General features: G+C 40.8%; 9 protein-coding genes and 1 pseudogene. 6 read left to right on the top strand and 4 right to left on the bottom strand.

Annotation, left to right across the window (positions count from 1 at the left end; all coding sequences use genetic code 11):
- Window positions 1–18 precede the first annotated feature (18 nt).
- Genes Q8G36_RS19685 through Q8G36_RS19675 form a run of 3 tightly spaced genes read right to left on the bottom strand, consistent with a single transcriptional unit; the run spans window position 19 to window position 3921 of the window.
- A complete protein-coding gene (locus Q8G36_RS19685) occupies window positions 19–1233 on the bottom strand; it encodes a Ger(x)C family spore germination protein (protein ID WP_305161465.1) in 1215 nt (404 codons plus the stop codon).
- Entirely contained in the window at window positions 1217–2320 is a 1104-nt protein-coding gene (locus tag Q8G36_RS19680) for a spore germination protein (RefSeq protein ID WP_305161466.1), read from the bottom strand. The genes Q8G36_RS19685 and Q8G36_RS19680 overlap by 17 nt, the downstream gene beginning before the upstream one ends.
- 26 nt (window positions 2321–2346) lie before the next feature.
- On the bottom strand, window positions 2347–3921 hold the full coding sequence (locus tag Q8G36_RS19675; RefSeq protein ID WP_305161467.1) for a spore germination protein: 1575 nt from the start codon (window positions 3919–3921) through the stop codon (window positions 2347–2349).
- Window positions 3922–4691: 770 nt separating this feature from the next.
- Between Q8G36_RS19675 and pbp4b the strand changes: the two genes are divergently transcribed.
- Window positions 4692–6065 carry a penicillin binding protein PBP4B gene (pbp4b, locus tag Q8G36_RS19670; protein ID WP_305161468.1) on the top strand — a complete coding sequence of 458 codons (1374 nt, stop codon included), beginning with the start codon at window positions 4692–4694 and terminating at the stop codon, window positions 6063–6065.
- A gap of 123 nt (window positions 6066–6188) precedes the next feature.
- Here the strand turns inward: pbp4b and Q8G36_RS19665 are convergent.
- Window positions 6189–6958 (bottom strand): annotated as a pseudogene (locus Q8G36_RS19665) (ABC transporter ATP-binding protein); the annotation flags it as partial.
- 320 nt (window positions 6959–7278) lie between these two features.
- Here Q8G36_RS19665 and hutP point away from each other — a divergent pair.
- From hutP to Q8G36_RS19640, 5 genes are all read left to right on the top strand, one after another.
- Complete coding sequence (hutP, locus tag Q8G36_RS19660) at window positions 7279–7728, top strand: hut operon transcriptional regulator HutP (RefSeq protein ID WP_305161469.1); 450 nt, start codon at window positions 7279–7281, stop codon at window positions 7726–7728.
- Window positions 7729–7842: 114 nt separating this feature from the next.
- Window positions 7843–9360 (top strand): histidine ammonia-lyase, encoded by a 1518-nt coding sequence (gene hutH, locus Q8G36_RS19655; RefSeq protein ID WP_305161470.1) that lies wholly within the window; start codon window positions 7843–7845, stop codon window positions 9358–9360.
- Between the two features lie 354 nt (window positions 9361–9714).
- Window positions 9715–11112, top strand: a complete 1398-nt coding sequence (locus Q8G36_RS19650; RefSeq protein WP_305161489.1) for an amino acid permease — start codon at window positions 9715–9717, stop codon at window positions 11110–11112.
- A 1027-nt stretch (window positions 11113–12139) separates the two neighbouring features.
- Entirely contained in the window at window positions 12140–13345 is a 1206-nt protein-coding gene (locus Q8G36_RS19645) for a quaternary amine ABC transporter ATP-binding protein (protein ID WP_305161471.1), read from the top strand.
- 4 nt (window positions 13346–13349) lie between these two features.
- Window positions 13350–15077, top strand: a complete 1728-nt coding sequence (locus Q8G36_RS19640) for a glycine betaine ABC transporter substrate-binding protein (RefSeq protein ID WP_305161472.1) — start codon at window positions 13350–13352, stop codon at window positions 15075–15077.
- The last annotated feature ends 405 nt before the right edge of the window (window positions 15078–15482 follow it).

Here is a 15482-nt window from a genome sequence, read left to right as displayed (position 1 = left end):
AGGTGTTATCCTGAGGGTTTACCTCTTTGATCCTCCTGATGTTCCATAATCATTAATGGTTAATTTTACATCGTAGTTGATCGGGGTTTCACTAAATGTTTGGTCCCAATCCTTTTTGACCTTCTTCCATACTTTGGGGTGCTCAATTCTCAATCGATTTCCGAAGCCAGCAACGTCCACTTGGTATTCCTTTTGCATTTTTTCTAATACATTCCCCACCAGGCGTTTCACTTCTTTTTCAGATGATTTTTCTGCTTTTTTGAGAAATTCATTTTTAAAAGTATCTCCTGAAATCACCCAGTTTTCAGACAGTCTTCCCACTGATTCAATGTTTACATCAAAAGAGATGTTGTTTCCTTTAACTCGAGGTGTGATATTGCTTTTCATGGACTCTATCTCATACACAATCAGCTGACCGGTTTCTTTGTCAAAGCTTTTCACTACACCGCCTTTTCCCTTGCCTGTTATCCATGTTACGCCCTCCAGATCTTCTTCATTCAAAGTACCAGTCATTTTGTGTGTCTTTCCATCAATAACGGCAGCTCCGGCAAATTTGACTTGCCCATTCACTGATAGTACTTTTTGCAACAGAAAACTAGATTCTGATTGGATCTTGCTCTCTACTTTAATATGCGACATGGGAGGAAAGATCCTCGTTGTCCGATATGCATTTTCTACAATGCCAGCCAGACGGAAAGCTGGAATTTCTCCTGCTTTCTTTGATTCCAGTGTCTTGCTTGCTCTTCCTTTACTGATGAGCACAAGACAGCTTGGCCTAATCTCACTTTCTCGAAGATTTTGATCAAGTAATTGTTCCATCTTATACGATCTTGCAAGACTTTCACCGATAACAAGCACTTTCATATGGTGACCCGTTACTGGTTGTTCACTTCTCAATGATAATTCACGAACCATTTGATGGACGGAATCTCCCGTTTCAGAAACATTAACATAAGATTTTTGTTGGGGTCCGGATTGTTTCGTTGTTGAACTCGCTACTTGTGGAGTGATAAATTGATAGGTTGCAGTAATCAGGTCCTTTTTTGAATAACTCCCCCCTTGTTCGTTTACCTCTTTCTCGATGGAGGACTTCTTGCCTTTATCAAATGCCAAACCTATACCTAAACTTTGCTCTTCAATTTCATGACTGCTCCAACATCCTGTAAGGGATAAGAACAAAAGAATGGAGAGGGAAATGAAGAGGGGACGGATATTGCTATGTGTTTGTTTCATATTTTCCTCCCTTTACTCTTGAGATGATAAGCAGGAGAAGCGGAAGTAAACCAAATAAAAACAGTGCGAAATTGCCGATGAAATCTCCAAGTTTAAAGAGGTCATTGATATTCTTCGGAACCATTGCAATGATGTAGAGAATTGGAAGCAACCCAAACATAAATGGGTGAATGCTCTTTTTTGAAAGTTGGGCAAGCCCTAAAGCAGCTGCATAGAATGTTATGGTAAATGTCGCAAATATTTGCATGATCCATACCACCAGCAATAAAGATTCAAACCGTTCAAAGATCAAACCGGCGACTTCAAAACTCCGTATAAGATCAAGTGTCGGCCATGTTCTCGTGACCACTCCATCAACAGATAATGCTCCGATAACCATTACGACCGTTATCACGTAAAAAATCAATGGAATGGAAATTCCAACAAGAACGGCTTTTATTGCTTTTTTGGGCTCATTCATAAACGGAATGAGCAGTAACATGATTTCAGGCCCCGTAAAAGCGAGAGCCGTTGTCTTTACTCCTTTTAGTACAGGGGAGATTCCTTCTCCTAATACTGGACGCAGATTATCGATCTCAAATATTTTAATGCTCATAAAGGTAACGACCAAAAAAAGGATAAGCGTCAAAGGTAATATAATTTCAAAAAGACGGGCGATGGGGTTAATGCCGCCGATGATCAGATAGAGACCCACCCACATGAAAATCATCATAACTGCCCATGTAGGGGTACCTTCCAGAAGCAAAAACCTTAATACTTCCGCCATTGAACGGAGCTGAAACCCGGAAGTTGTAAGAAAATAACAGATTATAACTAAACTAAGTAAACTCCCCACCCATTTTCCTAAAATATCATTGATATATTGATAAAAGGTTTTTTCGGGAAACTGTTGGCTTAACTTTACCATGATCACCCCCGCGATTATCGCGATAACGCCGCCTAAAATAACGCTTATCCATACATCTGGTGTATGCACCTTCTCCGTAGATGATCTGGGTAGGGTGAGTAATCCTGTGCCGAGTATGAAGTTGATGACAATGACAGCTGTTTGAGGAGTTGTAATTTTGTCTTTCGGACTGAGAATCATTCTTTAACCACCCTTTCACCGATAGGTTATCCTTTACGTATGGGGTTTTTTGTATGCATGATCTTTGGACGTCGTTTCATCATCATAAGTGGCATGCGAACCATCAGGTCTTTCCACTCACTTAAGCGATAAGGAACGGCTGGGCTCAAATAAGGCACACCAAAGCTTTTTAATTTCACTAAGTGGCTGGTCATTAAAAGGAAAAAGAGAATGACCCCGTATAATCCAAATGTGGCAGCACAAATCATGGCGGGAAAACGAAGAATACGTAATGTAATCCCAATACTATAGTGCGGAATGGAAAATGATGAAATAGCAGTTAACGCTACTACAATCACCAAAACGGGGCTAACGATCCCTGCCTGTACAGCAGCTTCCCCAATGATTAATCCGCCGACGATACCCATTGCCGGACCAATTGGCTTAGGTAAGCGCAGTCCTGCTTCCCTCAGAATTTCGATGGATATTTCCATGAATAATGCTTCGATAAGTGCCGGAAACGGAACCCCGGACCTGGTTCCGATAATGGAGATGGCCAGTTTGGTCGGAATCAACCCTGAATGAAATGAGATGAAAGCTATATATAAAGACGGTGTAAAAAGAGCCAGAACAACCGTGAGATAACGGAGTAAACGTATGAATGTGCCAGGAATCCACCTTTCATAATAATCTTCTGGTGATTGTAACATCATGCTTAATGTAACTGGAACGATCAAAGCGAATGGCGTCCCATCCAATAAGATGGCCACCCGGCCTTCCATCAAAGCAGCAATCACGCGATCAGGACGCTCAGTATTCTGTACCTGCGGAAAAGGACTAAGGTAATTGTCTTCGATGAGTTGCTCTACATAACCTGATTCCGGAACACTATCAATATCAATTTTCTTAATTCGATTTTCTACCTCTTGAACTAATTCGGGATCAACAATATCTTTAATGTAAGCGACAACTAAGTCTTTTTTTGACTGCTTACCTACTTGGAATTGTACTAACGATAAATTTTCAATTTCACCACTACTCCTTAAAAAAGATGTATTATCAACTAAAGATTCAGTGAAACCGATCCGTGGACCTCTGACTAATGCCTCTGATACCGGCTCTTCAACCGTCCTTGTTTTTATTTTTGTTGTACCAAGGATTAGGGCATCCACTGATCCATCAATTAAAAGCGCGGTAGAACCTGTTAGTACTTTTGATGCTAACTCTTTAATGGAACCAACTTCTTCTACCTCACTAATGGTTAACACTTCATTTTTTATGAAATCTTTTGAAATGCTTCCTTTGATGTAAGGAAGGTCCTGTTTATATTCTGCTGAAAAATCAACCATCAATGATGTCATAATATGTTTATCAATGATGTCTTTATCTGATAATCCATCGGCAAAAATGATAACTGACCGTATACCGGTACGTCCTAGATTAAATTCCCGAAAATGGACATCCCAATTATGTCCAATTTCTTGCCTAACCATTTCCAGATTTAAATTAAAATTATCTGTAAACTGATATTTTGTATCTTGGGGGGTATTTGCTTCTTGTTTGTCTTTATTGGTACCTTTTCCATTTTTACCGATCTTTGATATCCACTTTTTCATTTTCATCACTCATCCTTTGAGTTGCGAAGCCGATTAAACAATTTGGAGATTAAATACGGAATAACAAACACAATAAAAGCTTGTATAAAAACCTGCCATTCTGGAAGGTAGGAAACAATCGTTTTCCACATTTTCATCACCCTATACTTGTCTCTGATAGCCGCTAAAATTCCTTTATTTCTCAAATAGTATTAATATCTTCTACGTTTCTTATGCAATGAAGTTAAAACAATTAGCCATTTTACATACTTTATACTTCGTAATTACTATGTGGAAAAATTGATTTTGAATATAATTGAGGAGAGAAAGAGGCGAAATCGATGTCTGGGACTTATCCTAATAACTCTTTGATTTTAATAAACATAAATCGTGAACAATTGATTGAGATGTAGTGAAGTTTTAGAAAAAGGGTGTTTTGTTTTTAATTAACGATGGAATGATTTTTATTATTAATATTTGGCTTTTCTCTTTGAAATAGAGAAGACTTATGCTAAAGATTCGAAATATAATTTTAAAAATATAAATATCAAATTGAAATGATGTTCGAAATAATATATACTGAAAATTGAGAATAATTGGTAAATATTATCCACTTTTGGGAAATATCTGCATTTATTCAATCGCAACCCGGAACGGAAAAGGATACACCATTAGCGCTTTATAGAATTGTGAATTCTGGTTAAAAAAGAACGGAATGAATGAGAATATTGTCTTTCGGTATGGGTCAAAAGGAAAAGTTGTATTTTCTAAAGTGCAATTTCAAAGGGGTGGAAATGATGAATATATGGACAAGCTGCACACTAAGTTCAATTCTGGCACTTTCCTTACTAGCACCATCCGTGTCTTTTGCTAATGAAAGTCCAAATCGGGGAGCAGCTGTGAGTAAGGAAACTGCCAGCCAATATCCAATATTAAAGAAAGCAAAAAAACCGGAAGAAGCCGGCTTTTCATCTGAAAAGCTGGAAAAGGTGGATCAGCTTATTGAAATGGAAGTGGCTGCCGGTTTTCCTGGTGCTGCCCTGATTGTCATAAAGGACGGAAAGATCGTTAAAAATGAAAGCTACGGGTACAAACAGAAATATCATGAACATACACCTCTTAAGAAGTTCCGGAAAATGGAAAATGACACGTTATTCGACCTTGCTTCAAACACGAAGATGTATGCAACCAATTTTGCCATTCAGAAATTAGTCAGCGAAGGCAAGCTGAATATCCAGGCAAGAGTCCAGCAATACATACCTGAATTCAAAGACAAGGAGGAGGATTTGATCAAAGGAAAGGACAATCTGAGGATTATTGATGTTCTTCATCATACTGCAGGGTTTAGACCTGATCCGCAATACCATAATCCAAAGGTTTCGAAAGAACTTTATTCCCAGGAACGGGATAAGACCATCGAGTTCATTTCCAAAACACCGCTCACATATGTACCTGGAACACAGAATGTATACAGTGATGTCGATTATATGCTGCTTGGCGCCATTGTTGAAGAAATAACGGGTCAGCAGCTTGACACCTATGTTGAAAATGAATTGTACAAGCCGCTTGATTTGAAACATACAAAGTTCAATCCTCTTCGTAAGGGCTTTAAGCCAAAGGATTTTGCCGCAACTGAATTGCTAGGTAACACCCGGGATGGCGTGATAGATTTCCCTAATATTCGCACATACACACTTCAAGGGGAAGTACATGATGAAAAAGCCTTTTATTCGATGGGAGGCGTTTCAGGGCATGCCGGTCTTTTCTCCAATACGAGAGATATGGCTGTCCTTCTGCAGGTGATGCTGAATGGCGGGGGATACGGTAAACATACGTTGTTTGATCAAGGAACAATCGATGAATTCGTCGCACCTTCCGAAATGAATCCTACATATGGACTTGGGTGGAGACGAAATGGCGATGCTAGCATGGAGTGGATGTTCAGTCCTTATGCGAGCGACAGTGCTTACGGTCATACTGGATGGACTGGGACAGTCACGATCATTGATCCTGAAAAGGATTTAGGGATTGTTTTACTTACAAATAAAAAGCACTCTCCGCTCGTTAACCCTGTAGCCAATTCCAATCAGTTTTTTGGCGACCTCTTCAAAACAGGAAGCTATGGAAGTGTTGTAACTGCGATTTATGAAGCATTGGAAACGAATGAATAAATGTATATCTCCATAAAGTTTAAGGCCTCCCATTCATGTCGGGAGGCCTTTTTTGTTATATCAGACTGTCTGGATTTCTTTCAGCCAAGCTTTATTCTATACAGTTTGGGCAAGGATCAGATTTTAATATGATCCGTCTTGATGGAGCAAATTATCATAGGCACCTTGTTCGATGATTTCCCCATTTTGAACAACGATGATGCGATCGGCATGTTTAATTGTCGCTAATCTATGTGCAATGACAAGTGTAGTCCGATTTATCGAGAGTCGTTCCAAAGCTTTCTGAACTGCTTTTTCAGTCGCGGTGTCCAGAGCGGAAGTGGCTTAATCAAGGATTAATATCGGTGGGTTCTTCAGGAATATACGAGCAATCGAGACACGCTGCTTTTGCCCTCCCGATAATTTCACTCCACGTTCCTCCACTCAACGTTTCCAAGCCTTCGGGCAATTGTTCGATCAAGTCATTTAATTGAGCATCTTCGATGACTTGGTTCAATTGGGCGTCGGTTGCCACGGTATTGCCGTACATGATGTTATCCCGAATCGTCCCATCAAATCAAAAAACATCTTGTTTTACGATACCGATATGTTTTCTTAATGAAGTCAATTTGTAGTTCCGGATATCGATGCCATCAATTTGAATACTGCCTGACAGGATATCGTAGAAGCGGGGCAGCAAGCTGCATAATGTTGTTTTAACACCACCTGAAGCACCTACCAATGCGATCGTGTTACCTGCGGTTACAGAAAATGAGATATCTTTTAGTATCGTTCTGTTCGCTTCATAGCCAAAAGAAACATCTTTCAAAAACTACATCACCTTTTACATGATCAACTTCGATTGCATCCCTGACATCATGGATATCCGGAAACATATCAACCAATTTCAGGTGGGGATTATCGTTCGATTTTAGGAGCGCCGTATTTTATCTACTTACTCGTGAAAAACATTTAATATAGTATGGAGAAGTACAGAAAAGTTTCAGAAAAAAAGCCCATTTTCCAGGACGTTAATGAGGATGAGCTTTTTTGCATAATGGCTAATTTTCAAAGGATATTAATGAAAACTGTGCGGTAGATAGCAGCATTGGGGTGTTATAAATCATCCCCAAAAAGAAATATTTTAAAAAATATGTTGACCGAATAGCTTGTATCCGCTTACAATGATATTTAGTTATTAGTGTATTTAGAAAATTGTAAAAGAGGTACCTGCATGACAAAGGAATTCGACAGAAGAATCGGGCGCCATGCAATCATGTACGCGTTTGCGGACGAAGAGGAAGAAGTCATATTGACTAATAATCTAAAGCGGATGGATTGGCTTTATGGAAAAGGTAAAGTCGGTTCAATGGAGCTGCAGAAAATAGTTGCGGCCATTGAGACATCAGCGAAAAGACTTGGGTTAGTCAATCCCGATATGTATCGTGATATGCATGCGCTGTATCATGCGATTCTCGAAGCACTCCAAGGAGTGACACGCGGCCAAGTCGAACTTGGCGGTCTTTTGAGGACTGCGGGCCTTCGGTTTGCAATCGTCCGGGGCAGGCCGTTTAAAAGCGGGGACGAAGGTGAATGGATTGCAGTCGCCGTGTATGGAACGATTGGGGCACCGGTTCGGGGATTTGAACATGAAGCCGTTGGCTTGGGAATTAACCACATTTAAATAATTAAAAGCCTATAGTTATTTAGTGAAATAGGGGGCTGTATTGAAAGACTGGATAAGTCTGTCGATACGGCCTCCTTTTGTTTGTTTAAAAAAAGAATAGGGGTGCAGGAAATGATTATGTTAACGGGTCAAACTTTAACGATTGAAGAAGCGAAAAAAGTATTGTATGGGGAGGCATTTGTCTCTGCTTCAGCCGAGAGTGTTAAGAAAGTGGAAAAGAGCCGGGAAGCGGTTGAAAATATCGTGAAACAAAAGAAAGTCGTCTATGGCATCACAACAGGTTTTGGAAAGTTCAGTGATGTTTTGATTGATGCAGAGGACGCAGAGCAGCTACAGTGGAATTTGATTCATTCCCATGCGTGCGGAGTCGGGGAACCGTTTCCTGAGGTGGTTTCGAGAGCTATGGTCCTTCTCCGTGCCAATGCACTATTAAAAGGGTTTTCCGGCGTCCGTCCTGTCGTCATTGAACGTTTGATCGATCTTTTGAATGCTCATATCCACCCGGTCATCCCTCAGCAAGGTTCTCTTGGCGCAAGTGGGGACTTGGCGCCGCTTTCCCATTTGGCGCTAGTATTGATGGGAGAAGGGGAAGTGTTTTATAAAGGAGAGCGAATGGAGGCCATTGTAGCTTTATCGAAAGAAGGCATTCTTCCAGTGACACTTAAAGCAAAAGAAGGTCTTGCATTAATTAACGGAACACAGGCCATGACTGGGATGGGCCTCGTAAATTACATTGAAGCTGAACAGCTGGCCCATCAAACTGAAGCGATTGCTTCACTGACTTTAGAGGGATTACGCGGCATTGAAGATGCCTTTGATCCGGATGTTCATCTAGCACGCGGTTACCGCCAGCAAACAGAGGTCGCGGAACGGATTAGCCGCATGATCAGCGGCAGCCAGCTCATCACAAAGCAAGGAGAACTACGGGTACAGGATGCTTATTCGCTCCGCTGCATCCCGCAAGTGCATGGGGCATCATGGCAAACTCTTGATTATGTAAAAGAAAAATTGGAAATCGAAATGAATGCTGCGACGGATAATCCGCTTATTTTTGACGATGGGGAAAAGGTTATTTCAGGGGGGAACTTCCATGGCCAGCCGATTGCATTTGCGATGGACTTCATGAAAATCGCTGTTGCCGAACTTGCGAACATTTCAGAGCGCCGCATTGAGCGACTTGTCAATCCTCAGCTGAATGATTTACCGCCATTCTTAAGTCCGTCACCTGGCTTGCAGTCGGGAGCGATGATCATGCAATATTGTGCAGCTTCACTCGTTTCTGAGAATAAAACACTCGCACATCCTGCAAGTGTTGATTCCATCCCATCTTCAGCGAACCAGGAAGATCATGTAAGCATGGGAACGATTGGGTCCCGACACGCCCATCAAATCATTCAAAACGTTCGCCGCGTTTTGGCGATTGAGCTCATTTGTGCCTTACAGGCGGTGGAATACCGCGGAATAGAAAAGATGGCTCCGTTTACAAAAGAGTTTTATACGGAAGCAAGAAAGCTCATTCCAAGCATTACACAAGATCGTATCTTTTCAAAAGATATTGAAGCAACGGCAAGCTGGTTACTTCAAATCGATTGGAATTCTTTTATTCATAGGAGTCTACCTACCGCATAATAGGAAGTGCGGAATATCCGAATCTTAAAAAAACGGTGTTTCTTTTTTCAATAAACGTTAGGCTTATAGCCCTTTGACTTGGGCTTTTAAGCCTAACATCGTTATATAAATGCTACATAGATCCCAGAAATCCAAAAAGGTCTCAGCATTAGAGAAAATGACCTTGAAATAGTAATAAATGCAGGAAATGACTATTGATGGAATGATCGACTTTACCTATTCGTGCTAGATTAAATATGCATTTTTGGAGGGGAATCTAATTTGGAAAATCGGCAATTGCAACCACCTGTCATAAATGAACAAAACCAGCCGTCAAATACTTTACAAAGAAAGCTAAAAGCTCGCCACCTTACGATGATTTCGCTGGGCGGTGCAATTGGAACAGGGCTGTTTCTCGGAAGCGGTCCAGCCATTCACTCTGCAGGGCCTGGCGGTGCTTTGGTCGCTTACACCGTAATTGGTATAATGGTTTATTTTATTATGACAAGCCTTGGAGAACTGGCATCATTTATGCCAGTCAGCGGAGCTTTCAGTACCTATGCTACGCGTTTCATCGATCCGGCATTAGGGTTTGCGCTTGGTTGGAACTATTGGTTCACTTGGGCGATGACTCTTGCCGCGGAACTATCTGCCGCAACGATGGTAATGAAGTTTTGGTTTCCTGACAGCTCGTCTTTTTTATGGAGTTCTTTGTTCTTAGTTTTGATATTCTTATTGAATTACGTATCTGTTAAAGGGTATGGCGAAGGGGAATATTGGTTTTCCCTCATTAAAGTGGCAACCATCATCATTTTTATCGTTGTCGGAATATTGATGATATTCGGAATTATGAACGGAGAGGCGATTGGTTTTAAAAACTTCACAGTTGGTGACGCTCCGTTTGCCGGTGGTTTTTTGGCAACATTGGGTATTTTCATTGCTGCTGGATTTTCTTTTCAAGGTACAGAAATAGTCGGTGTGGCAGCCGGTGAAAGTGAAAACCCGGCAAAAAATGTACCACGTGCAGTGCGCAGCATTTTTTGGAGAATCTTCCTCTTTTACATCCTGGCCATACTTGTTATTGGATTGATCGTTCCTTATACGAATGGCAGTCTGCAGGGGCACACGATCATGGTTAGCCCGTTTACGATGGTGTTTGAAAAAGTGGGACTGGCATTCGCTGCTTCCGTGATGAATGCCATCATTTTGACAGCCGTATTATCCGCTGGTAATTCGAGTCTTTACGTGACAAGCCGAATGTTGTACTCAATGGCAAAAGAAGGGCTGGCACCGCGTATTTTTGGGAAGCTTAACAAGCGCGGCGTTCCCATTTGGGGACTGGTTGTCACTTCACTTGTAGGGATGTTGGCCTTTTTTGCTTCCATTTTTGGTGATGGAGTTATTTATATTTGGCTTATGAATGCGGTTGGGGTCACTGGATTTATATTTTGGCTGGGTATAGCGGCAAGCCATTACCGGTTTAGAAAAGCCTATATTGCACAAGGGTATTCACTGGACGATCTTCCCTATAAGTCCAAATGGTTCCCTTTCGGACCGATATTTTCCTTTGCTCTTTGCTTTTTCGTATTATTGGCGCAAAACTATCAGGCCTTTATGGGCGATGACATTAACTGGGCTAGTGTGTTCGCTGCCTATCTTGGCATCCCATTCTTTCTGGTGATGTGGCTTGGATATAAGTTCATTAAGAAAACAAAAGTAACTCCGCTAGAGGAATGCCAAATTGATTTTGATGAACATAGGAATGCCAATTAGTATGTATCGATAATATGCATTAACCTTGAAATGAATTAGTTGTTTCAAGGTTTTTTTTCTGTATATGTGACACATTTTCATGTATGCCTGCATAAAACATAACCTATAAAAAAAGTAACAAATTCCAATCTTTCCAGATCCGGAACCGCTTAAATTTACCTGTTATTTATGACTGAAAATAGCTTTTCCCTTTTTCTGGATCATTTAGGGTTTAAAAAAAACTGAAAAAAATTTGTGGCGGATGATGGGCGTTTATGATTATAGGAAGCCAAAGTGTTGGTATATCAAGGTTTTTAGAGTCTTCCGGAACCTTTAGAATCGATGGCGTAAATGGGCTTTTTAGGCAAGAATTCCGTCCCACATCATTTGAACTTATATTCATTCTTTGTTAAGGTAATGAAGTACTTTAGGGATACAGGTTCAGTCCGTGTGCTGTGACTGAACAAAACCCTAAAATAAAAAACCATTATATTTCAGTTGGTATATGCTGTGCCTGTTAGTTTCCTCAGTTGTATTGCACCTCTTTTCCCTGCAGAGCTCAAATTAGACATATTGGGAATCCCATAATCATATTTCTATGCGTTTTGGTGTTATACTGCACTGCAAGTATCATTCCACCTGGTTAAGGAAATGAAGTACTTTAGAGGGTAGTCGTAAGTCCATCATCTGGACAAAACTCTAAGTGGAAATCGTTTATATTACAGTTGGTATATGTTGTGCCTGCTAGTTTCCTCAGTTGTGATTGCACCTCTTTTTTCCTACTTGAAATGCTCAATTTATCACACATAATATAATCCAAGTAAAGAATTACTTCTTGGGAATAATAAATATAGATTATTTTTCTATGCACGTTATGCCCTGTGCCACTGAATAAGTGTCACTTCCGCTTTTTTTTGAAGAAAAAGTAATGGGGTAGAATTTCGGTTATTTCAAGATACTTGTGCATTAATAATCATCACTCGCATAAAACGGGGGAATTCAGCAAAACTGAATATCATATGGGCAACTATTAGAATGAGGTGACTTGATGAAGCCGAATGTAGAAGTCAGAAATGTCTCGAAAATTTTTGGCAAATCTCCAAAAGCAGCAACAGACTTATTGAAGCAAGGCAAAACGAAAAAAGAAATCTTGAAAGAAACGGGACAAACGGTCGGTGTGAATAATGTTAATTTCGAGATTTATCCCGGCGAGATTTTTGTCATCATGGGCCTATCAGGAAGCGGGAAATCCACTTTGATCCGCATGTTCAATCGTTTGATCGATCCCACTTTGGGTGAAATCTTAATTGATGATGAAGATATCGTGAAGATGAACGCTGCCAGGTTAAGGGAAGTCAGACAAAAGAAAATAAGCATGGTATTTCAGAACTTTGCTTTATTTCCGCATAAAACGATATTGGAAAACGCTGAATTTGGGCTCGAAATTCAAAAAGTGGATCCAGCAAAACGTCATGAAAATGCGATGAAGGCTCTTGAGGCCGTTGGATTGAAAGGCTACGAAAATCAGCTGCCATCACAGCTTAGCGGCGGAATGCAGCAAAGGGTTGGGTTAGCCCGTGCACTCGCAAGTGATACGGATATCCTATTGATGGATGAAGCCTTCAGTGCCCTTGATCCATTGATTCGTAAGGATATGCAGGATGAACTGATTCAAATCCAAGATCAGTACAAAAAAACGATCATTTTCATTACCCATGATCTTGATGAAGCATTAAGAATCGGGGATAGAATTGCCCTTATGAAAGATGGAAGTGTAATTCAATTAGGAACCCCTGAACAAATCATGATGAATCCAGCCAATGAATTCGTCGAGAAGTTTGTGGAAGATGTTGACCTATCAAAAGTATTGACAGCATCTCATGTGATGATACGCCCAGAGAAGATCGCGGTGGACAGAGGTCCGAGGGTTGCCTTGGAAATCATGCGCAAACAAGGGTATTCCAGCATTTTTGTTGTGGATAGAAAGCAGAAGTTATTGGGGGCCGTGACTGCTGAACAGGCTCGTCAGGCAATGAGCAATAACCAATCGATCTCTGAAGTGATGTCAACCGATATCCCAACTGTAAAAGAGGATGAATTACTTGGAAACCTCATGGATGTGATGGCTACTTCAAGCTTGCCAATCTCAGTCATCGATGATCAGAACAGAATTAAAGGAATTCTGCTTCGCGGTGCCGTTATCGGTGCTTTGGCAGGAAATAAAGATTCCTTGAATGAAATGGAGAGTGAATAATTCAATGAATATGCCGAAAATCCCACTAGGAGCTTGGGTTGATTCTTTAGTGGATTGGATAACTATTGTATTTGCTGGATTATTTACACTTATTACGAATGTAATCGAGGGACTACTGGATATCCTGGTCGATGTAATGAGTGCTGGACCTTCCATCGTGTTAATTATAGTCCTAACCCTTCTGGTTACCTATACAAGCAGGTGGCCCTTGGGGATATTTACATTCATCAGCTTACTATTGATCGATAATCTTGGTTATTGGGAATCAAGCATCCAAACACTGGCTATCGTTATATTGTCAGGAGTCTTAACGATAGTGATCGGGATACCGATCGGAATATGGTGTGCCCAAAATAACACGGTGCGTAAGATCGTTACCCCGATCTTGGACTTCATGCAAACAATGCCTGCATTCGTTTATTTGATTCCTTCGATCTTATTCTTTGGAATAGGGGTAGTGCCGGGGATCATTGCGTCATTCATTTTCGCAATCGCACCGACAATCCGTATGACCAATCTTGGGATTCAAGAAGTGCCTAATGATCTGATCGAAGCATCGGATGCCTTTGGTTCAACCAGCAGCCAAAAGCTATTCAAGGTACAAATACCATTGGCTACTCCAACGATTATGGCAGGAGTCAACCAAAGCATCATGCTGGCACTATCCATGGTTGTTACAGCCTCATTGGTTGGAGCACCCGGACTTGGGGCGGATGTCTACAGGGCTGTCAGCCAAATTAATGTGGGACAAGGATTTGAAGCAGGATTATCCATTGTAATCATTGCAATCATTCTCGATCGTATTACGCAAAACCTTCGTAAACCAGCTTACGAACATATCGTTAGCAGGAAAATCATTTTTACAATACTGGCCTTACTAGTTGTGGGTACTGCACTATTCAGTGCATTTACAAAAGATACGGCTGTGAACGGGGATAAAAATAGTTTTGCTGCCAAAGCCAATTATGAAATCATCGGAATTGAACCTGGAGCAGGATTGATGAAGTTGACTAATACGGCTATAGATGATTATAAGCTGGATGATTGGAAGTTGGTTGAAGGGTCTTCGGCGGCCATGGTTGCTGAATTGAAAAAAGCGATTGATAAAAAAGAACCGATCGTCGTTACAGGATGGTCACCGCATTGGATGTTCTCGAAATATGACTTGAAATATCTCGAAGATCCTAATGAGTCCTTCGGCGGGGCTGAAAATATCAATTCGCTTGCCAGAAAAGGACTTGAACAGGATGCACCAGGTGCATATAAAATTCTAGATCAATTCAACTGGGAAACAAAAGATATGGAAGAGGTAATGGTCGAAATTTCTGAAGGGATGTCTCCAACAGAAGCTTCGGAAAAATGGATAAAGGAAAATCAGGACAAAGTATCCCAATGGACCAAAGGTGCTGAATCAGGAAATGGTGAAAAAATCAAACTGGTTTATGTTGCATGGGACACTGAAATTGCCAGCACGAATGTGATTGGCAAGGTTCTGGAGCAAAATGGTTATGACGTGACATTAAGTCAAGTTGAAGTCGGACCAATGTTTGCCGGCGTTGCAAACGGAAGTGCGGACGCAATGGTGGCTGCATGGCTCCCGGGAACACATCTTGAATACTATAATAAGTATAAAGCTGAAATGGTTGACCTTGGACCAAACTTAAAAGGAACAAAGAATGGTCTGGTCGTACCGGATTACGTCGATATTGATTCGATTGAAGACTTAAAATAAGAAAAACGCGGGAATATGGTATTATCCCCTACAGGTAGACTGAGAAAAAAGAGAGCATGATAAAATGTTCTTAACAGTTTATCTGGTAGGGGATTTTCTATGGCGAAAAATGGGCAAGCCTATTACAGAAGAATTAAAGCGAGAAGTCAATCTTTTGAAGTTAGAGGAAGGTTGTTCATATCGTCAGTAGCGTGAGCGATTTGGTTAAAAAAGTGATGCGCAAATAGCAGGTGCCAAATAAAGGACTTTTGAAGACAGACATTGTGTAAGAATTTTTCAAGTGTTGAAGAATAAAAATGCTTATCCGAAAGCGCACGTGATTCACATGTGTGAAAGTTAACACTGTCGGAAAAAAATAACAAAGGTCGGTAACAATTCTTTCGTCAGAAATTAGCCGAAAATTCT

This window comes from Peribacillus frigoritolerans, from assembly GCF_030676415.1.
In the GTDB taxonomy this organism is placed as follows: Bacteria; Bacillota; Bacilli; order Bacillales; family DSM-1321; genus Peribacillus; species Peribacillus frigoritolerans_A.
The sequence above is the reverse complement of the archived record's forward strand: the minus strand, read 5'-3'. Positions and strand labels throughout refer to the sequence as shown.